Origin of the sequence: Streptomyces triculaminicus, assembly GCF_017349075.1 — a bacterium.
GTDB lineage: Bacteria > Actinomycetota > Actinomycetes > Streptomycetales > Streptomycetaceae > Streptomyces > Streptomyces triculaminicus.
In genome coordinates, this window is sequence record NZ_JAFMOF010000001.1 from 628529 (window position 1) to 649509 (window position 20981).

At 73.4% G+C, this 20981-nt stretch carries 17 protein-coding genes and 1 pseudogene; 1 reads left to right on the forward strand and 17 read right to left on the reverse strand.

The genetic code is table 11. From position 1 onward, the window contains the following. Positions 1 to 116 precede the first annotated feature (116 nt). The 16 genes and pseudogenes from galK to J1792_RS02975 all read right to left on the reverse strand — a co-directional run bounded on the left by galK (position 117) and on the right by J1792_RS02975 (position 18335). Entirely contained in the window at positions 117 to 1316 is a 1200-nt protein-coding gene (gene galK, locus J1792_RS02910; RefSeq protein ID WP_307842890.1) for a galactokinase, read from the reverse strand. Further along, a complete protein-coding gene (gene galE, locus J1792_RS02915) occupies positions 1313 to 2284 on the reverse strand; it encodes a UDP-glucose 4-epimerase GalE (protein ID WP_207246619.1) in 972 nt (323 codons plus the stop codon). Before galE ends, galK begins: the two co-directional genes overlap by 4 nt. Continuing rightward, entirely contained in the window at positions 2281 to 3327 is a 1047-nt protein-coding gene (galT, locus tag J1792_RS02920) for a galactose-1-phosphate uridylyltransferase (protein WP_207246620.1), read from the reverse strand. The genes galE and galT overlap by 4 nt, the downstream gene beginning before the upstream one ends. Before the next feature lie 80 nt (positions 3328 to 3407). Beyond that, the gene (locus J1792_RS02925) at positions 3408 to 4130 is read right to left on the reverse strand and encodes a helix-turn-helix transcriptional regulator (RefSeq protein ID WP_086573241.1); all 723 of its coding nucleotides are present in this window, start codon (positions 4128 to 4130) and stop codon (positions 3408 to 3410) included. A 238-nt stretch (positions 4131 to 4368) separates the two neighbouring features. Then, a complete protein-coding gene (locus J1792_RS02930) occupies positions 4369 to 5898 on the reverse strand; it encodes an outer membrane protein assembly factor BamB family protein (protein ID WP_242645427.1) in 1530 nt (509 codons plus the stop codon). 518 nt (positions 5899 to 6416) lie between these two features. Continuing rightward, a complete protein-coding gene (locus tag J1792_RS02935) occupies positions 6417 to 8222 on the reverse strand; it encodes an ABC-F family ATP-binding cassette domain-containing protein (protein WP_086569506.1) in 1806 nt (601 codons plus the stop codon). A 100-nt stretch (positions 8223 to 8322) separates the two neighbouring features. Next, positions 8323 to 9225: a 4-(cytidine 5'-diphospho)-2-C-methyl-D-erythritol kinase gene (locus J1792_RS02940; RefSeq protein WP_207246621.1), complete on the reverse strand. Its 903-nt coding sequence runs from the start codon at positions 9223 to 9225 to the stop codon at positions 8323 to 8325. Then, positions 9222 to 10100 (reverse strand): 16S rRNA (adenine(1518)-N(6)/adenine(1519)-N(6))-dimethyltransferase RsmA, encoded by an 879-nt coding sequence (gene rsmA / locus J1792_RS02945; protein ID WP_207246622.1) that lies wholly within the window; start codon positions 10098 to 10100, stop codon positions 9222 to 9224. Before rsmA ends, J1792_RS02940 begins: the two co-directional genes overlap by 4 nt. After that, the gene (locus J1792_RS02950; RefSeq protein WP_086569512.1) at positions 10097 to 11650 is read right to left on the reverse strand and encodes a resuscitation-promoting factor; all 1554 of its coding nucleotides are present in this window, start codon (positions 11648 to 11650) and stop codon (positions 10097 to 10099) included. Before J1792_RS02950 ends, rsmA begins: the two co-directional genes overlap by 4 nt. Before the next feature lie 93 nt (positions 11651 to 11743). Next, positions 11744 to 12664 (reverse strand): TatD family hydrolase, encoded by a 921-nt coding sequence (locus J1792_RS02955; protein WP_086569514.1) that lies wholly within the window; start codon positions 12662 to 12664, stop codon positions 11744 to 11746. A 33-nt stretch (positions 12665 to 12697) separates the two neighbouring features. Beyond that, entirely contained in the window at positions 12698 to 13144 is a 447-nt protein-coding gene (locus tag J1792_RS02960) for a hypothetical protein (protein WP_179198876.1), read from the reverse strand. A 180-nt stretch (positions 13145 to 13324) separates the two neighbouring features. Then, positions 13325 to 14185, reverse strand: coding sequence for a 16S rRNA (cytidine(1402)-2'-O)-methyltransferase (rsmI, locus tag J1792_RS02965; protein WP_086569516.1), 861 nt, complete (start codon positions 14183 to 14185; stop codon positions 13325 to 13327). Between the two features lie 57 nt (positions 14186 to 14242). Beyond that, the gene (locus tag J1792_RS33850; protein ID WP_242645612.1) at positions 14243 to 14533 is read right to left on the reverse strand and encodes a DUF6299 family protein; all 291 of its coding nucleotides are present in this window, start codon (positions 14531 to 14533) and stop codon (positions 14243 to 14245) included. Next, positions 14488 to 14715 (reverse strand): annotated as a pseudogene (locus tag J1792_RS35685) (DUF6299 family protein); the annotation flags it as partial. The gene J1792_RS33850 and the pseudogene J1792_RS35685, both read right to left, overlap by 46 nt. Before the next feature lie 122 nt (positions 14716 to 14837). After that, positions 14838 to 16448: a penicillin-binding transpeptidase domain-containing protein gene (locus J1792_RS02970; protein ID WP_086569519.1), complete on the reverse strand. Its 1611-nt coding sequence runs from the start codon at positions 16446 to 16448 to the stop codon at positions 14838 to 14840. 114 nt (positions 16449 to 16562) lie between these two features. Further along, on the reverse strand, positions 16563 to 18335 hold the full coding sequence (locus tag J1792_RS02975; protein WP_086569521.1) for a dolichyl-phosphate-mannose--protein mannosyltransferase: 1773 nt from the start codon (positions 18333 to 18335) through the stop codon (positions 16563 to 16565). A 202-nt stretch (positions 18336 to 18537) separates the two neighbouring features. Here J1792_RS02975 and J1792_RS02980 point away from each other — a divergent pair, with 202 nt between their 5' ends. Further along, the gene (locus J1792_RS02980) at positions 18538 to 19734 is read left to right on the forward strand and encodes a MarP family serine protease (protein WP_086569523.1); all 1197 of its coding nucleotides are present in this window, start codon (positions 18538 to 18540) and stop codon (positions 19732 to 19734) included. A 45-nt stretch (positions 19735 to 19779) separates the two neighbouring features. Here J1792_RS02980 and J1792_RS02985 read toward each other — a convergent pair whose 3' ends face one another. Then, positions 19780 to 20940: an HNH endonuclease family protein gene (locus J1792_RS02985; RefSeq protein WP_086569525.1), complete on the reverse strand. Its 1161-nt coding sequence runs from the start codon at positions 20938 to 20940 to the stop codon at positions 19780 to 19782. Positions 20941 to 20981 lie beyond the last annotated feature (41 nt).

A 20981-nucleotide genomic window follows, 5' to 3' on the forward strand; every position in this document is an offset into this window, starting at 1 on the left:
CCCCCTGATCAGCGTCGGCCCCCACCGACGCTGTGCATCAGGGTACGGCCGGGTTCCGGCGACGGAAGGCGATTGGCAAAACTGCTTGACCCCGGTGTTTATCGTGAGCTTTATGTTCAGTATTGGGGCGGTGAACGACTCGGAACGACGGCATGTCGAACATCAGCCCACCCGTCGGGCGCCCTCCCCGGCACCACCGCGAAGATCCGCGGCGGGCGGTGGCCGGCGGCCGCGAAGGCGTCGGTGACGGCCCGCCGGACCGCCCGGTCGTCCGCCTCCTCGGCCAGCACGAGCGCCGAGCCCCCGAAGCCCGCCCCGGTCATCCGGGCCCCCACCGCGCCCGCCCCGCACGCCGCCGCGACCACCAGGTCCAGCTCCGGGCACGAGACGCCGAAGTCGTCGCGCAGCGACGCGTGACCCGCGGTCAGCAGCGGCCCGGCCGCCCTCGGGTCGCCCGCCTCCAGCAGCGCCGCCACCGCGCCGACGCGGTGGTTCTCGCCCACCACGTGCCGCACGAGAGGCCGCAGGCCCGGATCGTCGCGCAGCGCGTCGAGGGCGGCGGGCAGATGCGCGTACGGCACATCGCGCAGGGCGCGCACGCCGAGCGCCCGCGCGGCCGCCTCGCAGCCCGCACGCCGCCGCGCGTACTCGCCGTCGCCGAGGGCGTGGGCGACCCGTGTGTCGACGACCAGCAGCCGCAGGCCGTGGGCCGTCGGGTCGAAGGGGATCTGCCGCCATGTCAGGTGGCGGATGTCGAGGTGCAGCGCGTGGCCCGCGACGCAGCACGCGGCGGCCGTCTGGTCCATGGCGCCGCAGGGGACGCCCACGAAGGCGTTCTCCGCGTGCCGCGCCAGCCGGGCGAGCCCGGGCGGGTCCGTGAAGGGCCCGTACAGCCCGTCCAGCGCGAGGGCCGTGGCGACCTCCAGCGCCGCCGAGGACGACAGCCCGGCCCCGGCCGGCACGTCGCTCTCCACGTGCAGGTCCGCGCCCCGGGCCGGATGCCCCGCCGCGCGCAGCGCCCACAGGACGCCGGCCGGGTAGGCGGCCCAGCCGCCCACCGTGCCGGGCGCGAGCCGGTCCGCGCGCAGCTCGACGACCCCGCCGCCGACGGCCGCCGAGTGCAGCCGCAGCAGGCCGTCCCGGCGCCGGCGGGCGGCCACCCAGGTCAGGTGCGGCAGCGCGAAGGGCAGCACGAAGCCGTCGCTGACGTCGGTGTACTCGCCGATGAGGTTGACCCGGCCGGGCGCCGCCCACACGCCCTCGCACGGGGCGCCGTGGACCGCCCTGAAGGCCTCGGCGGCCCGCCGGGCGCTCACCGGCCTCCCCGGGTCCGCCGGGCGAACTCCCAGGCGTCCGCGACGATCCCGGACAGGTCCCGGCGCTCGGGCCGCCAGCCCAGGAGTGTGTGGGCCCGTTCGGCGGAGGCGACCAGCACGGCCGGGTCGCCGGCCCGGCGCGGGGCGGGGGTCTCGGGGATGGGGTGGCCGGTGACCGCGCGGGCGGTCCGGATGACCTCGCGGACGGAGAAGCCGTCGCCGTTGCCGAGGTTGCAGATCAGGTGGTCGCCGGGGCGGGCGGCGCCGAGGGCGAGCAGGTGGGCCTCGGCGAGGTCGGCGACGTGGATGTAGTCGCGTACGCAGGTGCCGTCGGGGGTGGGGTAGTCGTCGCCGTAGACGGAGACCGCCTCCCGCTCGCCGAGGGCGACCTGCAGGACGATCGGGATCAGGTGCGACTCGGGGTCGTGCCGCTCGCCGTGCCGGCCGTAGGCGCCCGCGACGTTGAAGTAGCGCAGCGAGACGGCGGCCAGGCCGTGGGCCGCGCACTGGTCGCCGATCATGTGGTCGACGGCGAGCTTGGTGGCGCCGTAGGGGTTGGTGGGGCGGGCGGGGGCGTCCTCGGTGAGGGGGACGGCATCCGGCTCGCCGTAGGTGGCGGCCGTGGAGGAGAAGACGAGCGCCCGCACGCCGGCCTCCCGCATGGCGGCGAGCAGCTCGAGCGTGCCGCCGACGTTGTTGCGCCAGTACTCCTCGGGCCGCGCCACGGACTCCCCCACCTGCGAGAACGCGGCGAAGTGCAGGACGGCGTCGTAGGAGCCGTCCAGATGGCGTGCGGCGTCCTGGACGCGCCCCTCGATGAAGCGCGCGCCCTCGGGAACGGCGGCCCGGTGGCCGGTGGAGAGGTCGTCGAGCACCGTCACGGTGTGACCGGCCTCCAGCAGACGCGCCGCGACGACGCCGCCGATATAGCCCGCACCACCCGTGACCAGGCAGTTCATGCCGTTCATTCGCTCGCTACCTCTCGCAGTCGCAGCGCCGCGGCCTCGGGCGGCACATCGTTGATGAACACGTTCATGCCGGATTCCGAACCCGCGAGGAACTTCAGCTTTCCGGGAGCGCGGCGAATGGTGAAAAGCTCGAGGTGAAGGGCGAATTCACTCCTGTGGGGGTGGTGGAACGGCGCCTGGTGCCAGGCGCCGATGTACGGCGTGGGGGGCTCTCCGGGGCCGAAGATCCGGTCGAAGCGGCGCAGCAGCTCCAGCTGGATCCGGGGGAGCTCGGCGCGCGCCGCGTCGTCGAGGGCGGGCAGGTCGGGCACCCGGCGGCGTGGGTGGAGGTGGACCTCGTAGGGCCAGCGGGCGGCGTAGGGCACGAAGGCCGTCCAGTGCTCGCCGGCGAGGACGACGCGGCGGCCGTCGGCGAGCTCGCCGGCCACGGTGTCGTCGAAGAGGTTCCGCCCGCCGGTGCGGGCGTGGTGGGCGGCGACCGAGGCGAGGACGCGCTCGGTGCGCGGGGTGACGAAGGGGTAGGCGTAGATCTGGCCGTGCGGGTGGCCGAGGGTCACGCCCGTCTCCGGGCCGCGGTTCTCGAAGCAGAAGACCTGTTCGACGCCGTGCAGCTCGCCCAGTTCGGCGGTCCGGTCGGTCAGGGCGGCGAGGACGAGCGCGGCCCGGTCCTCGTCGAGGTCCGCGAAGCGGGTGTGGTGGTCGTCGGTGAAGCAGACGACCTCGCAGCGGCCGGCGTCGCCGGCCAGGGAGGGGAAACGATTCTCGAAGACGGCGACCTCGTAGTCGGCGGCGGGGATCTCGGTGGGCCGCCCGGGCCGGGAAGGGCACAGCGGGCACAGGTCGGGCGGCGGGTGGTACGTCCGCGCCTGGCGGTGGGAGGCGATGACGACGTCGTCGCCGAGCAGCGGGTCGCGGCGGACCTCGGTCGTCGAGCGCGACGGCCGCGCCGGCCGCAGGTCGGCGGCGTCGCGCACGGCGTCGTCGCGGGAGTCGTAGTAGATCAGCTCACGGCCGTCCGCGAGCCGGGTCGCCGTCTTCTTCACGCCGCCTCCTCACACACCACCACTCAGAAGCGAACACAAAGAATCACGACCGGACAACCCGGTCAACGGTGCATGAGGGGCTACGGCGCCCCGGGGACGCCGCGCGGCGGCGCCTGCGGCGGGATCCGGCCCCCGCCGCCGCTTGTGGCCCGGTCCAGCAGGCCCGTACGGGCGGCCAGGGCCGCCGCCTCCAGGCGGGAGCCCACCCCGAGCTTCATCAGGACGCGCTGGACGTGCGTACGGGCCGTGCTGGGCGCTATCCCCATGCCCGCGGCGATCAGGCGGGTGTCCTCGCCCTCGGCGACCCGCACCAGCACCTCGACCTCACGCGGGGTCAGCAGCTGCAGCAGCCGGGCGCCCTCGTCGTCGGGCTGGGCGGCGGGGTTGAGCAGCTCGGCGAAGGAGCCCTGCAGCAGCTGGGGATCGACCGCGGCCTCGCCCGCCCGGGCCTTCATCATGGCGCGCTCGACGCCCTCGATGCGTTCGTTGTGCCGTACGTAGCCGGAGGCGCCGGCGGCGAAGGCGGCCGCGATGCCCAGCGGGCTCGGCACCGGCCCCAGCACGACGACCGCGACCTGCGGCCGCTCGCGCTTGATGCGTACGACCGGGTCGAAGGCGCCCGGCTCGGCCGGGGCCGCGGTGCCCAGCAGGCAGACCTCGGGGGCCCGGCTGATGACCAGGTCGGCCGCTCCGGCGCTGGGCGCGGCCGCGGCCAGCACGCGGTGGCCGCGCAACTTCAGTGCCGAGGCGAGGGCCTCGGCCAGCAGACGATGGTCGTCGACCACCATGAGCCGCACGCCCATGCGTTTCCCCCTGTCGCCCGCTGCCGCCCTCTGCCCGCCCGCCCACGGCCTTCCGGCACCCTCTTGCCCCCGGAAGCTACACGCTTGTTCGACGTTCCGCGCCCCTTACCGGTGAGAAGTCCCCCGGAATGCCGAAATCCCTGCCAATCACGTGTACTTCGCGACTGAAACGGATCGTTCAGGCATGTACGCGCGATGGACAGGGATACGGCTCGAGGCGTTCCTCAAACGATCAGTATCAGCTCCCGCCGAAGACCATCGTCAGGTAGTCCTTGCCCAGGCTGTACGAGCTGGGCTTGTTGGCGTAGCTGCCGCCCAGGTAGAGCCGGCCCTGGGCCCACAGACCCTGGTGGATGGAGGGCGAGAGCCGCCCCTCGGTCTCGGCCGAGGAGTCCGGATTGCGCAGCAGCACATCGGTCTTGAACGTCTTGGGATCGATCCGGACCACGCTGCCGCCCTTGCGGTACGTCGGCTCCTGGTAACCGATCGGGTAGCCGTCCTTGTCCAGGCCGAGCGGCACCAGCGTGGAGCCGGGGACGCCGTCCGTCTTGCCCTTGGACTGGCCGGTGGCCAGGTCGAAGCCGACGATCTCGTTGATCCGGCCGGGCTGCTGGGAGTCGCCGCTCTGGTGGTCCTCGGTGGGCAGGTAGAGCGTGTCCTTGGTGACGGCCAGCTTCTGGCAGCCCTCGACGTCCGTCGCGGGGCACTTCGGCGTGAACTTGCCGTTCTGCGTGGAGATCTTGCTGCGCAGCTTGCCTTCCTTGGCGCTGTCGTCGATCACCAGGAAGTCGGAGGCCGCGCTGCCGGTGGAGTCGCCCGCGTCGACCGCGATGACCAGCGGGTCGGTGGACGCCACGTGCACGTACGACAGGCCGGCCGGGACCTTGTACTCCGACTGGATCGCGCCCGACTGCGGGTTGACGGTCTGCACCAGCATCTGGGGCTTGCCGTAGTCGCCGCAGCGGCGGACCGCGACGAGCTTGGAGCCGCCGCCGTAGCCGTCGTCACGGCAGCTCTCGCCGCCCTTGGGCTTCCACAGCTCCTTGCCGTCGGCCAGCGTCCAGGCGGCGCCGCCGCGGATGCCGCCCGCGGCGACCGTGCCGCCGCCGATGGTGACCTCGTCGAAGATGACGTCGCGGTCGCCGTCCTTGACGGTCTGCTGCCAGACCTTCTTGCCGGTGTTGATGTCGAGCACGACGACCTGGGTGCAGGGACCGCCGTACTTGTGCTCGGCGTTCGGCTTGCCGTCCTTGACCACCAGCGCGATCTTGCCGTCGGGCGAGGTCTGCTTGGAGCCCCAGCACAGCTCGCCGTCGAGCGGGTACTCCCACTTCTGGCCGCCGGACAGGCCATAGCCGTTGATCTTGTAGACGTCGGCCTTGGCGAAGGCCTTGTCGCTGACCCACATGCCCTTGACCGTGATCAGGTCGTCGACCTTGGGCGACTCGACGCTGAACAGCAGCTTGCCGTCGACGGTCTTGGGCGCGGGCTTGCCGCCGTCGGCGCCCTGCTTGCCGCTGTCCTGGCTGTTGGAGCCGCCGCCCTTGGCCTCGTCGTCCTTGTCACCGCCCTTGGTGAGGAAGAAGAAGCCGGCGCCGGCGACCAGCACCAGCGCGACCACGGCGGCGATGATGATCATCATGCGCTGCCGGGCCTTGCCGTCCGGCGCGCCGCCCGGGGCGCCGGACGGGAACTGCGCGGTGGGCGGGTACATCCCGAACTGCTGCTGCGCGGGCGGCGGGGCCGCACCGAAGGCCTGGGTGGGCATGTCGGGGCGGCCCGGGACGCCGGGTCCGGGCTGTGCGGGATAGCCGTAACCGCCCGGAGGGGGCGGCGGGGCCTGGGGTGCGCCCGGCGGGGCCGGCGGAGCGCCCGGCGGGGGCGGGGGCAGGGGCGGGCCCTGCGAGGCCGCGCCCGGCGGCGGGGTCTGGGGGTAGCCGTAGCCCGGCTGCGCCGGCGGCTGCGCGGGCGCGCCGGGCGGGGCGGGGGAACCTGCGGCGGAGCGCCGAAGCCGGGAGGCGGTGCCTGCGGCGCGCCGAAGCCTCCGCCCGGCGGGACCGGAGGGCCCTGCGGTGGCTGTGGGGGCTGGGGCGGCTGTGACATCAGCTTCCTCTTTACGCGCGGGTCCAGGACATGAATCCCGCCAGTGTGCGGCAGGCGAGCGGATGTTCTTTGTACCACCCGTCGCTGACAGCCCAGGAGCCGATCTCAGACCTATCCACCACCTGAGACCGGCCCGTGACGAGACTGTTGCGCTGGACCGCTCCGTGCGCGCGCGAGCACCGCTCAGACGTCGTCGGCGAGTTCGAGCCAGCGCAGCTCGAGCTCGTCCCGCTCGCCCGCCAGTTCGCGCAGCTCGGCGTCCAGCTTGGCGACCGCCTCGAAGTCCGTGGCCTGTTCGGCGATCCGGGCGTGCAGCTTCGCCTCCTGCTCGCTGATCCGGTCCAGCCGCCGCTCGATCTTCTGCAGCTCCTTCTTGGCCGCGCGGGCGTCGGCGGCCGGCTTGGCCTTGGCGGCCGCCGGAGCGACGGCCGGAACGGCCGCCGCCGCGGCCTCCAGCACACGCTGACGCCGTTCCAGGTACTCGTCCAGGCCGCGCGGCAGCATCCGCAGCGCGCGGTCGCCGAGCAGCGCGAACACCCGGTCCGTGGTGCGCTCGACGAAGTACCGGTCGTGGCTGATGACGACCATCGAGCCGGGCCAGCCGTCGAGGAGGTCCTCCAGCTGCGTCAGCGTCTCGATGTCCAGGTCGTTCGTCGGCTCGTCCAGGAACAGGACGTTGGGCTCGTCCATCAGCAGCCGCAGGATCTGCAGCCGCCGCCGCTCACCACCGGACAGGTCGCCGACCGGCGTCCACTGCTTCTCCTTGGTGAAGCCGAACTTCTCGCACAGCTGCCCCGCCGTCATCTCCCGGCCCTTGCCGAGGTCCACGCGGTCGCGCACCTGCTGCACGGCCTCCAGGACCCGCTTGGTGGGGTCGAGTTCGACGACCTCCTGCGAGAGGTAGGCCAGCTTCACGGTCTTGCCGACGACGACCTTGCCGCCCGCGGGCTGCTTCTCGCCCTCGGTGGCGGCCGCCTCGGCGAGGGTGCGCAGCAGCGAGGTCTTGCCCGCGCCGTTCACGCCGACCAGGCCGATCCGGTCGCCGGGGCCCAGCTGCCAGGTCAGGTGCTCGATGAGCGCCTTGGGGCCGGCCTGGACGGTGACGTTCTCCAGGTCGAAGACCGTCCGGCCCAGGCGCGAGCTCGCGAACTTCATCAGCTCGGCGCTGTCGCGCGGCGGCGGCACGTCGGCGATGAGCTCGTTGGCGGCCTCGATGCGGAAGCGCGGCTTGCTGGTACGGGCCGGGGCGCCGCGGCGCAGCCAGGCGAGCTCCTTGCGCATCAGGTTCTGCCGCTTGGCCTCCTCGGTGGCGGCGATCCGCTCCCGCTCGGCCCGGGCGAAGACGTAGTCGCTGTAGCCGCCCTCGTACTCGTGGACCGTGCCGCGCTGCACGTCCCACATGCGGGTGCAGACCTGGTCGAGGAACCAGCGGTCGTGGGTGACGCACACCAGCGCCGAGCGGCGCTGCTGGAGGTGGCGGGCGAGCCAGGAGATGCCCTCGACGTCCAGGTGGTTGGTGGGCTCGTCGAGGACGATGAGGTCCTGGTCGGCGATCAGGAGCTTGGCCAGCGCGATGCGGCGGCGCTCACCGCCGGAGAGCGGGGCGATGACGGTGTCCAGGCCCTGCGGGAAGGACGGCAGGTCCAGCCCGCCGAACAGCCCGGTCAGCACGTCGCGGATCTTGGCGTTGCCCGCCCACTCGTGGTCGGCCATGTCCCCGAGGACCTCGTGCCGCACGGTGGCGGCGGGGTCGAGGGAATCGTGCTGGGTGAGCACGCCGAGGCGCACGTGGCCGGCGTGGGTGACGCGCCCCTTGTCGGCGTCCTCGAGCTTGGCGAGGATGCGGATCAGGGTGGTCTTGCCGTCGCCGTTGCGGCCGACCACACCGATCCGGTCGCCCTCGTTGACGCCGAGGGAGATGCCGTCGAGAAGGGCACGGGTTCCGTACACCTTGTCGACGGCTTCCAGGTTGACCAGGTTGGCTGCCATGGCGCTGCCGCTCCTTGATTCGTGGGACTCCCACCAGGATCCCACGCGCCGGTGGGGCGCCTTCCCGGGGCTTCGCCCCGGACCCCCGTCGCGACCGGCTTTACGCCAGGACGGTCGCGCCCTTCACCGGGCCCGAGGCGATACGGACCGCGCGGCAGGTGCCCGAGGCGTGCAGGGCCTGTGCCACCTGGTCGGCGCTCGCGGGGTCGGCGGTCAGGAACGCCGTCGTCGGACCCGAGCCGGAGACCATGGCTGCCAGGGCGCCGGCCTCCTCGCCGGCGGCCAGGGTCGCGGCGAGGGACGGGCGCAGGGAGACGGCGGCGGGCTGCAGGTCGTTGCTGACGGCGTCGGCCAGGGCCTTCGCGTCACCCGTGCGCAGGGCGTCCAGCAGGGCGGCCGACGCCAGCGGTTCGGGCACCTCGGCGGCGCCGCGCAGGCGGTCGCACTCCGCGTAGACGGCGGGCGTGGACAGTCCGCCGTCGGCGACGGCGAAGACCCAGTGGAAGGTGCCGCCGGTCTCGAGCGGCGTCAGCAGCTCGCCTCGGCCGCGGCCGAGGGCGGCGCCGCCGACGAGGCTGAAGGGCACGTCGCTGCCCAGCTCCGCGCAGATCTCGAGCAGTTCCTCGCGGGAGGCGCCGGTGCCCCACAGGGCGTCGCAGGCGAGCAGCGCGCCCGCGCCGTCGGCGCTGCCGCCGGCCATGCCGCCGGCCACCGGGATGTCCTTGGCGATGTGGATGTGGACGTTCGCCTCGCGGCCGTACCGGGCGGCGAGGGCGAGGGCGGCGCGGGCGGCGAGGTTGCTCGCGTCCAGCGGCACCTGGCCGGCGTCCGGCCCCTCGCACGTGACGCGCAGCTCGTCCGCCGGGCGCACGGTGACCTCGTCGTGGAGTCCGACGGCCAGGAAGACGTTGGCCAGGTCGTGGAAGCCGTCGGGCCGCACCGGGCCGACGGCGAGCTGGACGTTGACCTTGGCCGGTACGCGGACCGTGACGGAGGCGGTCACGTGGTGGCGCCCTTCTGCTCGGCGATGGCGACGAACTCGTGCACGGTCAGCGACTCGCCGCGGGCCTGCGGCGAGACGCCGGCGGCCACGAGGGCGGCCTCGGCGGCCGCGGCGGAGCCGGCCCAGCCGGCGAGCGCCGCGCGCAGCGTCTTGCGGCGCTGGGCGAAGGCGGCGTCGACGACGGCGAAGACCTCGGCCTTGGTGGCCGACGTCTCGATCGGCTTGTCGCGCCGGACCAGGGAGACCAGGCCGGAGTCGACGTTCGGGGCGGGCCAGAAGACGTTGCGGCCGATCGCGCCGGCGCGCTTGACCTGGGCGTACCAGTTGGCCTTGACCGAGGGGACGCCGTAGACCTTGTTGCCGGGTGTGGCGGCGAGCCGGTCGGCGACCTCGGCCTGCACCATGACGAGCGTGCGCTCGATGCTGGGGAAGCGGTCGAGCATGTGCAGCAGCACGGGCACGGCGACGTTGTAGGGCAGGTTGGCCACGAGCGCGGTGGGCGGGCCGGGCAGCTCCTGGACGTGCATGGCGTCGCTGTGGACGAGCGAGAAGCGGTCGGCGCGGGCGGGCATGCGGGCGGCGATGGTGGCGGGCAGGGCCGCGGCGAGCACGTCGTCGATCTCGACGGCGACGACCCGGTCGGCGGCCTCCAGCAGGGCGAGGGTCAGCGACCCGAGCCCGGGGCCGACCTCCACCACGACGTCGTCGGGCCGTACCTCGGCGGTACGGACGATGCGCCGGACGGTGTTGGCGTCGATCACGAAGTTCTGGCCGCGCTGCTTGGTGGGGCGGACCCCGAGGGCGGCGGCCAGTTCGCGGATGTCGGCCGGGCCGAGGAGGGCGCCGGAATCGTCTGTGCTGGGGCTGGAGCTCACCCGTGAAGTTTACGGCCGCACACGGGCCACGGGCTCGCCCCCCGGCTGACGTACAGCTTCTTGGCGCGCGAGGTCTGCTCGGCGGCCGACGCGTCCTGCGGGCGGCCGCTGCCGCCGAGGGAGTGCCAGGTGTGGACGTCGAACTGGTACAGCCCGCCGTAGGTGCCCGAGGGATCGACCGCGCCGGGGCGGCCGCCGGCCTCGCACTGGGCGAGCCCGGACCAGTTCAGGCCGTCGGCGCCCTGGACGGAGACGGGGCGGGCCTTGGTGCCGACCTTGACGATCTGGGTGCGGGGCTGCCTGACGATCTCCGAGGAGATCTTGCGGGGCTTCTGCCGGACGCCGTTGACGGTCCGCAGGGCGTAGGTGACGCGCTCGACGCCCATCTCGCCGTGCTGGGCGACGACCTCGGTGCCCTTGTAGAGCGCGGGGTCCTCGCGGCGCTCGGTGCTGTAGGCGATGGGCTCCTCGCGGGCCTCCTCGCCGCCGGTGATGCGCATGACGGAGATCGTCTGGCCCTCGCGCGGGAAGCTGCCGGGGTCGACGGAGGTGGTGTCCTGGCCGTGCAGGGTGATGCCGGCCGCCTCGATGGCCTCGCGGACGGTGGCGGCGTTGGTGCGCACGGTGCGCTCGCGCCCGTCGGCCACGAAGGTGACGGTGCGCTCGGTGCGGACGTGCAGGTCCAGGCCGTGACGCCCGATGGGGGCGGAGCGGGAGGCGGAGAGGTAGGCGCCCTCGGCACGCACGCCGAGCTGGCGCAGGGCGCCGTCGACGGTGCGGGCGGTGGTCCACACCTCGCGGCGTTCGCCGTCGAGGGTGAGGGCGACGGGGCGGCCGTAGCGGACGATGACGCGGTCGCCGGAGGCCAGGTCGTGATGCCTGCCGGGGGCGACGATGTCGTGCTCGCCCACGGTCATGCCCTCGTCGGCCAGCAGTTCCCCGACGTCGCCGGCGAAGGTGTGCAGGGTGCGGGGCTTGCCGTCGACGCTGAGCTGGACGGCCTTGTCGCTGGCGACGAAGGCGGAGGTGCCGCCGGCGAGGAAGGCCACCACCAGGGCCTGGGGCAGCAGCCTGCGCAGCGGCTCGGGGGTGCGCTCGCGCGGCTTCTCCCGGGTGCGTTCGCGGGTGCCGGTGCGCTTGCGGCGGTCGCCCGCGGCCGCCCGGCGGGCGGCGGCCCGGCCGCCGGTGACGGGCGGCTCGACCTCGGGGTCGAGGTCGGGCAGCGCGATGTCGACGGGGGCGTAGAGGGTGCGGGCCGGGGGTTCGTGCGGGAGGACGGGCGGCGGGCCGTAGGAGGGCCCGTAGGGGTTCTCGGTGCCCGCCCGGCCGGGCGCGACGGCCTGCCGGGGCAGCCGGTGCTGCCCGAAGGGCTCGTACGCCTCGTACGGCGGCTCGTACGCCTCGTGCGGCTCGTACACCGCCCCGTGCGGCTCGAAGGCCCCCTGCGGCTCGGGCGTCCCGTACGGGTCGTGCGGCGCGTACGGGTCGTACGGCTGCGTCTCCGTCGCGGCGCGGGACGAGGCGTGGGGACTGCCCTGTGCATGACTCACGACACTCCATGGGTCCGGCTAGGCCCGGGACTGTAGCGGAGCCGCCCTCACCCTCCAAAGTCGCATAGTCACACGGTGTCGCGAATTCAGGGGTCAGTATCCGAAGGCGCGTGCGGTATTCGCGGCGACTGCCGTGGCCAGGGCGTCCTCGTGGACGCGCTTCGTTTCGGCCATCGCCCGCAAAGTGACCGGAACGAGGTAGGGCGCGTTGGGCCGTCCGCGATACGGCATCGGGGTGAGGAAAGGTGCGTCGGTCTCCACGAGCACCCGCTCGAGGGGGGCCACGGCGAGGGCGTCGCGCAGGTGCCCGGCGTTCTTGAAGGTGACGTTCCCGGCGAAGGACAGGTAGTAGCCGCGCTCGGCGCAGATCTTGGCCATCTCGGCGTCGCCGGAGTAGCAGTGGAAGACGACGGTCTCGGGAGCGCCCTCCTCGGCCAGCACCCGCAGCACGTCGTCGTGGGCGTCGCGGTCGTGAATGACCAGGGCCTTGCCGTGCCGCTTGGCGATGTCGATGTGCCGGCGGAAGGAGTACTCCTGGGCGGCCATGCCTTCGGGGCCGGTGCGGAAGTAGTCGAGGCCGGTCTCGCCGACGCCGCGGACCTGCGGGAGGGCGGCGAGCCGGTCGATCTCCTCGAGCGCGGCGTCCAGCGCCGCGTCGCCGCCCGGGGTGCGGACGCCCTGGCGCGACCAGCCGTCGGGGTCGCCGAGGACGATGCGGGGGGCTTCGTTCGGGTGGAGGGCCACGGTCGCCCAGACGGCGTCGTGGGCGGCGGCCGTCTCGGCCGCCCAGCGCGATCCGGCGAGGTCGCAGCCGACCTGGATCACCGTGGTCACGCCCACGGAGGCCGCCTTCGCCAGCGCGTCCTCCACGGTCCCGGCCTGCATGTCGAGGTGGGTGTGGGAGTCGGCCACGGGCACGTTCAACGGCTCCGGGAGCGGCGGGGGGACGTCCTTGTCGTCGTTCTTCTTCCGCTCGCCGCTGACCGGGCCGTTGTTCGATGCTGTTGCCGCCATGAGCGCGATTCTAGGTACCGCGCGCGGCCGGGATCACTTGCGGTGGAAGGGTTTGAGCAGGTCCGACAGGTGCCAGTGGTGCCGGTCCTCGTGCGGTTCGTGCGATCCGCCGTTCTGCAGCGGGCCCGCGGTCGCCTGGGGGACGACCGTACGACCGGGCAGGTGCAGGGCATCGGCGACCTGGGACACCTGCCCGGATTTCATGATGCGCACCACGTGCTCGCCGCAGTTGGAGCAGGTCGGGCGGGTCAGCGGGGACGGCACACGCTCGCCGTCCGCGTAGTAGAGAACGAAGGGCCGGCCCTCCGCGTCGATGTGGTGTTCTATCGCGTACGACTGTTCCCAGCCGTACCCGCACCTCATGCAGGCGAAGGCATATGACTCGTGCACCGTCTCGAGAGCGCCCGCACCCTGCTGGGTGAGGGTGCGCGTCACGGGGGCGGGTTGAACACCGCTCGAGGCTCCTGCGGTCTCGCTCATGGCAGCTCCTCTTGTCCGCTGGACAAGTCTCTCCGGGATCGGACGTCCCACAACCAGGGAACGCCCATCCCGTCGATGGCGCAGCAGCCCGACCCGCGAATTGGGACAAACTTGGCGACCACATGCCCTGAGGCGCCGGCTGCCATGCCTAAGCTTTGCTTTTCAGATTAGCCCTTTACTTTACGGTCGATCCTGCTGTGCGGCATTTTTTGCCGCTACGACCGCGTCGAACACCTCGCGCTTGGGCAGGCCGGTTTCGGCCGCGACGGCCGCGATCGCCTCCTTGCGGCGCTCGCCCGCCTCCTCGCGCACCCGCACCCTGCGCACCAGCTCGGCGGGGTCCAGCTCGGCCGGGCCGCGCTCGGCGGCGCCCTCGACGACGATCGTGATCTCGCCGCGCACGCCCTCGGCGGCCCACTCGGCCAGCTCCTTCAGCGGGCCGCGCCGGACCTCCTCGTAGGTCTTGGTCAGCTCCCGGCACACCGCCGCCCGGCGGTCCTCGCCGAAGGCCTCGGCCATGGCGGCGAGGGTGTCGTCCAGCCGGTGCGGGGCCTCGAAGTAGACGAGCGTGCGGCGCTCGTCCGCCACCTCGCGGAGCCGGCCCAGCCGCTCGCCCGCCTTGCGCGGCAGGAAGCCCTCGAAGCAGAACCGGTCCACCGGAAGGCCCGAGACCGCCAGCGCCGTCAGCACGGCCGAGGGGCCGGGCACGGCCGTGACCTTCACGCCCTGCTCGACGGCGGCCGCGACCAGCCGGTAGCCGGGGTCGGACACCGACGGCATCCCGGCGTCGGTGACCAGCAGCACCCGGGCGCCGCCGACGAGGGCCTCGACCAGCTCGGGCGTACGGGCGGACTCGTTGCCCTCGAAGTAGGAGACCACCCGGCCGGTGGTGTGCACCCCCAGGGCCTGGGTGAGCCGGCGCAGCCGGCGGGTGTCCTCGGCGGCGATCACCTCGGCGGCCAGGAGCTCGGCGGCCAGCCGTGGGGGCGCGTCGGCGACGTCGCCGATGGGGGTTCCTGCGAGTACGAGCGTTCCAGTCACCCCTCCATCCTCGCAGGACCCCGGCCCGGGCACGGCGGCGCGCTGGGCCGTCGCGCGCTAGGGCCCGGCGACGAGTGTGATCTCGCGCTCGGGGGCGATGGTGATGAAGTGCGGCAGCGGGATGCCCTGCCGGTTCTTCTTGAACTGCATCAGCATGCCGTCGGCGCGGGCCGTTCCGGCCCGGTAGCGCATGCGGTAGGGGAGGGAGGCGTGGCGCCAGCGGTGCTCCTTGCCGTCGCAGGTCGCGGTGGAGCCGCCGATGCCGTTGGTGACGCTGTCGTTGAGGCCGCCCTGCTTGAGGTTGCTGCCGATGTAGACGGTGCCGGCGGGCGGGGCGAGGGGGCGCAGCGGTAGGTGCCGGTGAGGGTGACGGTTCCGTCGGGGGCGAGGTGGCCGACGTGGTCGATGGCGAGGTGGTTCGGTGGGCGGACGGGTGCGGCCGCGGCCTGCGGGGCGGCCCCGGTGACGGCGGCGGTAGCGGTCAGGGTGGCGGCGCCTGCGGCGATGCCGATCGCCTCACGGATGCGCATGGTCTCGGTATCCCTCCATCTGGAATGGAATGCCAGGAATACTCGAGTCGACGGCCCCGGTGGTCGTTCGTCACCCGCCCGGCGGCGCGTCAGGGGGCGCGGCGGCGACGAGCGGGGTCACGCTAGTCCGCGCGCAGGACCGCGGCGACGATCGGTCCGGCCGAGTCGCCGCCGTGCCCGCCCTGCGGGACGACCGCGGCCGCGGCGACGTCGCCCCGGTAGGCGGTGAACCAGCCGTTGGGCGCGCTCTGGCCGTCGACCTCGGCGGAGCCGGTCTTGGCGCCGACGTCCCCGCCCAGCCCGGACATCGCCCGCGCGCCCGTACCGGAGACGGCCGTCAGCCGCATCATCGAGCGCAGGTCCCGGGCGGCGGACGGCGACAGCGACCGGGCGGCCTTGGCCACCTGACGGTCGTCCAGCGCGGGGTCCACGAGGTAGGGCTGGTGGAACGAGCCGGTGTGCACGGTCGCGGCGACCGAGGCCATGTTCAGCGGGCTCATCTGCACCCGGCCCTGACCGATCATCGCGGCGGCCTTGCCGGCGCCGGCGTCGGCGGGCACCTTGCCGTCGAAGGCGCCCACGCCGACCTTCCAGTCGAGCCCGAGGCCGAAGACGTCCCGGGCCTGGGCGGCGAGCGCGTCGTCACCGACCTGGCCGGCCAGCGAGATGAAGGCGGTGTTGCAGGAGGCGGCGAAGTCCTGGGCGAAGGTGGCCTTGGGGTTCTCGCTGTCCTCGACGTTGTGGAAGGTCATGCCGTAGGTGGCGTTCTTCGGGCACGGCAGCGCCTTGCCCGGCGCGGCCTTGCCCTGCTCGAGCAGCAGCGCGGCGGTGACGACCTTCATCGTGGAGCCGGGCGCCGTCTGGCCGTTGAGCGCCGGGTTGAACTCCGTCTTCTGCGCATTGGCGATCGCCAGGATCTCGCCGGTGCTCGGCTTCACGGCGACGACGGAGGCGTCGGCACGGCGGGAGACGGCCGACTCGGCGGCCCGCTGGACGTTCGCGCTGAGGGTGGTTTTCAGCCGGGCGGCCTTGCCCTGGGAGACGGTGTGCAGGGTCCGGGCGGCCGTGACGCCCGGGGCGCCGGCCCGTACCTCGATCGCCGGCTCGCCGCCCGCCTTCTCGCCGAAGCGCTTGCGCAGTTCGGGCAGGAGGTGGGTCAGCGAGGGGTAGGTCTTGACGTCCAGTTCGGCTCCGTCGCGGTCGACGACGGTGACCGGCGGCGCCCCGACGGCGCCGGTCGTCAGCGCCTGGCCCGGCGCGAGGTCCGGGTGCAGGACCGTGGGCCGCCAGCCGACGACCGGGCGGCCCGCGGCGCCGCGGACGACGGCCAGCGAGGCGTCGTACGTCCAGGTCGAGCGCTGCTTGCCGTGGACGACCTCGGCGGTGACGGCGTACGGCACCGTAGCGCCCGTGGCCGGTCCCTGCTTGAACGTCACCTTCTGCACGTGGGCGGCGTCGTGGTAGCCGGTCAGCGCCGCCGTGGCCGCCCGCGCGTCGTCGGTCAGGCCGGCGGCCTTGCCGGAGTCGCCGGCCGCCCACGCGGCGAGGAACGCGCGCGCGGTTCTCTCGGTCTCGGCCGCCGTGGGCGGTCCGGTCGGCGCGGGCGCCGCGCGCGTGCCGCCCGAGTCGTTGCCGCCCGCGACGGCGTCCACCAGGTTGTAGGCCCCCAGCCCGGCCGCCCCCACGATCGCGACGGTGACACCGCCGACGGCGATCTTCACACCAGTACGCATCTCCCCAGCCCCTCCCCCGGGTTTTAATCACCCGATCAAAACCCGGGTCGCACTGTACGGGACCTCAGTGACGCATGGGAGTGAATTGGCCGGAAACAGACCCTTGCGCGGGGGTCAGATCCAGGTGTCGAACCACATCCGGTTGCGCCAGGCGTCCAGCGGAATCGCCTGGCCCGTGTAGAGCGGGAAGAAGTAGACGAAGTTCCACGCGATGAGCAGGACCAGCGTGCCCGCCCCGACCGCGCCCACGACCCGGCGCCGTTCCGAGGCCTCCTTCGGCCCCAGCATCGCCCCGATCATCATGGCCACCGCCAGACACAGGAACGGCACGAAGACCACCGCGTAGAAGACGAAAATCGTCCGCTCCTGGTACAGGAACCACGGCAGGTAGCCCGCCGCCACCGCGCACAGGATCCCGCCGGCGCGCCAGTCGCGCCGCAGCGCCCACCGGTAGAGCAGGTACAGCAGCGCGAAGCACGCCGCCCACCACAGCAGCGGGGTGCCCAGCGCGAGCACCTCGCGCGCGCACTTGTCGCCGGCGTCCACCGGGCAGCCGTCGCGGCCGGGGCCCGGGGACTCGTAGAAGTACGACACCGGCCGGGACTGGACCAGCCAGCTCCAGGGGTTCGACTGGTAGGTGTGCGGCGAGGTGAGGTTGGTGTTGAAGTCCCACACCTGCTCCTCGTAATGCCACAGGCTGCGCAGCGGGTTGAGGATCCCGGCGAGGAAGCCGTCGGGGCTGTAGCCGCCCTCGGTCTCCGCCCAGTGCCGGTAGTAGCCGCTCTTCTGCCAGCCGGTGGTCTCGCCGTACGTACCGCTGTTGGCGAACCAGCCCGTCCAGGAGGCGACGTAGACGCCCAGCGCCACCGGCACGGTGGACGCGAACGCCCAGGGCACGTCCCGCCGCAGCGTCGAGCGCCACGGCCGCCGGGCCCCCGCCACCCGCCGCGAGCCCACGTCCCACAGCACCGTCAGCAGCCCGAACGCCGCCAGATAGACGGCGCCGTTCCACTTGGTGGCGAAGGCCAGCCCCAGGCACACCCCGGCCGCCAGCCGCCAGGGCCGCCACCCCAGCCCCAGCCGGTCCCCGACGTCGGCGTCCGGCAGCGCCTCCGGGCCGTCGGCGAGCTCCGCCGCCAGGCGCCCGCGCGCCGCGTCCCGGTCCACGAGCAGGCACCCGAAGGCGGCCAGCACGAAGAACATCAGCACCGAGTCCAGCAGCGCCGTGCGGCTCATCACGAAGTGCAGCCCGTCCACGGCGAGCAGCGCGCCCGCCAGGCACCCCAGGAACGTCGACCGGAACATCCGCCGCCCGATGCGGCACAGCATGAGCACCGACAGGGTGCCCAGCAGCGCCACCATGAAGCGCCAGCCGTAGGGGTTCAGCCCGTGCAGCCACTCGCCGGCGGCGATGACCCACTTGCCGACGGGCGGGTGGACGACGTAGCCGATGGCGTCCGGGACGTCGGTATGACCGGCGACGATCCGGTCGTTGATGTCCTTGTCCTTGCCCCAGTCGGCCTCGTAGCCGTTCTTCAGCAGGGCCCAGGCGTCCTTGGCGTAGTACGTCTCGTCGAATATGACGGCCTTGGGGCTGCCCAGGTGCCAGAACCGGATCCCCCCGGCCAGCAGCGCCACCAGCAGCGGACCGGCCCATCCCATGGACAGCGCGAGCAGGCGCGCGGCCGCCGGGGAGGCACCCATCGCCGCCCACAGCCGCGTGCCGGGCTCGGGGTACGGCGGCACCAGCCGCTCGCGCACCCCGGTCAGTGCCGTCGCGTGGCGGGGGCCCGCGTAGCCGAAGCGGCGGAGTCTGCGCTGCCACGGAGGCGGCTGCTCGTCCGTCGGTCGGCCCTGCCGGGCATGCGTCGCGGTGTCACTGGTCACCGCGCCATCGTAGGGAACGAGCCTGTGGGAGTCCCGGGGGCGCCGCGCGGTCGGGGGCGCGGGCCCGGCGCGAAGCGGACCGACGTGGCGTACGCCATGAATTCGCCATGAAGGGGAACCACGGACGTCCGTACGGGCGTTTTTACGGGTCCACACCTGTGGACGCGGTCGGGGGGCGCGTGCGTGAAGAAAGGGCTCCGCGTTGAACCTGATCGATCTGCTGCTGTTGCTGATAGTCGTCGGCTATGCCGTGTCCGGCTACCGGCGCGGCCTGGTGGCCAGCGCCGTGCTGCTCGCCGGGTTCCTCGGCGGCGCCGTGCTGGGCGTATGGGCGCTGCCCTACGTGCTGCGGCCCTTCGAGGCGGGGACGGCGACCGCCGCGATCGTCGCGGTGCTCGTCGTGCTCGTACCGGCCGCCATGGGCCACGCCCTGGCCGCCCGCCTCGCCTGGCGGCTGCGCTCGCGGCTGACGTGGGCGCCTGTGCGGGGCGTCGACGGGGTGGGCGGCGCGGTGGTCAACTCGCTGGCCGTGCTGCTGGTGGGCTGGATGGCCGCGAGCGTGCTGGTCTCCGCGAACTCGACGCTGCTGACCCGGGAGATCAAGGAGTCGACGCTGCTGGGCGCGGTGCAGAGGGCCATGCCGGAGCAGGCCCCCACCTGGTTCAGCCGCACCACGGACGCGCTGGCGGGGGCGGGCTTCCCGCAGGTCTTCAACCCCTTCGAGAGCGAGCCCGCCACGAGCGTCGCCCCGCCGTCCGGCGACGCGGTCACCCCCACCGCGACCCAGGCGGCGCGCACGAGCGTCGTCAAGGTCGAGGGCGTCGCGGACGTCGGCGGCGGCCGGCGCGGCCAGGAGGGCAGCGGCTTCGTCTTCTCCCACGAGCACGTGATGACCAACGCGCACGTGGTCGCCGGCGTGAACGACCCGACCGTCAAGGTCGGCGGCGTCGGGCGCGCCTACCGCGCGAAGGTGGTCCTCTTCGACCCCAGGACGGACGTGGCCGTCCTCGACGTGCCGGGGCTGCCGGCGCCCGTGCTGCCCTTCGACAAGAGCGCCAAGCGCGGCGACGCGGCGGTCGTCGCGGGCTTCCCCGAGAACGGCGGCCTGGACCTGCGGGCCGCCACCGTCGCCAACGAGGTGCGCGCCAAGGGCCAGGACATCTACGGCGACGGCATCACCACCCGCGAGGTCTACTCCGTGCGCTCCACGGTCCGCCCGGGCAACTCCGGCGGCCCGCTGCTGACGACGTCCGGCAAGGTCTACGGCGTCGTCTTCGCCCGCTCCACCGCCGACGCGGAGACCGGCTACGTCCTGACCGCCGGCCAGGTCGCGTCCGCCGCACGGCGTGCGGCGGACGCGACGACCCCGGTGAGCACGGGAAGCCGGGCGGCGCTGTGACCTCTCGGTCCGCCCCGCCCGGCCCCCGCTACGGACGACCGGCGGTCAGCACTTGCCGAGGATCTGCAGCAGCTTCTCCTTCTCCTCCTGGGTGACGCTCAGCCCGTAGTAGTCCTTCACCGCGACCCACGCCTGGCTGTAGGGGCACTCGGCGCCCTTCGGCAGCCACTTCTCCGGGCCCTTGTCGCCCTTGGTGCGGTTGCTCCAGGTGGACACCACGATCAGCTGCGGCGCGGCGGTCAGGTCGTTGGCGAACTCCAGGCGCTTCTCGGGCGACCAGTTGTTCGCCCCCGAACCCCACGCGTGCCGCAGCGGCACGATGTGGTCGACGTCCACGTGCATCGGGTCGATGACCTTCCGGCCGTCGTACTCGCTGCGCCACTCGCCGCCGACCACCCGGCACGGTCCGTCGAGCGTGGCGGGCACGACGGACTGGATCTTGAGGGCGAGGTCACGGGTGGTGCACCGGTTGGGGCCGTGCAGGGCCCAGCAGGAGGCGCCGCCGAAGTGCTTGCGGTCGTAGCCCTTGCTGTTGAAGGGCTTGACGTCCAGGTCCTGCAGCAGGCGCGTGGCCTCGTCGCGGTCCGGGACGTTCTTGGGCCACTTCGCGGGGAAGCTGCGGTAGCTGCCGTGGGCGCCCGGCGCGGCCGGTGCGGCCTTGGCGGGGTCCACGACGGCCTTGGCGGGGTTCGCCGGGGTCTTGGCGGGCATGTCCGGCGCGGCCTTGGCGGGCTTCGCCGGGGTCTTCGCGGGCATGTGCGACGCCGCCTTGGCGGGGTCCGCCGGGGTCTTGGCGGGCGCGTCGGACGCCGCCTTGACGGGCATGTCCGCCGGGCCCGTCTTGTGGTGGTGCGCGTTCTCGTCGTGCTCGGCCTTGGGGGCCGCGTGCTCCTTGCTCTCGTTGTTCTCCTTGTTCTCCTTGGGCTCGTTGTTCTCCTTCGGGTCCTTGGGCGCGACCTTCGGGGGCGTCGTGTAGATGTCCCCCTCCCATGCCGACGGGCCCTCGCAGTCGACCTCCTCGTAGTCCATCGGCCGGGCGGCCTCCAGCGGCCGTACGGAGAGTCCGTGCACGAAGTCCGGGCCGGGTGGGGGGAGGGCGTGGGCGTCGGTGGCCGGGAGCGCCGCCAGCACCAGGGCGGCGGCTGCGGTGAGGGACGCGAGGATCGGGCGGCGGTACCGGCGTCCGGATATGTCCTGGGAACGCATGCAATCTCCTTCTCTGGCGACAAGCCGATGCAGCTGCTTGA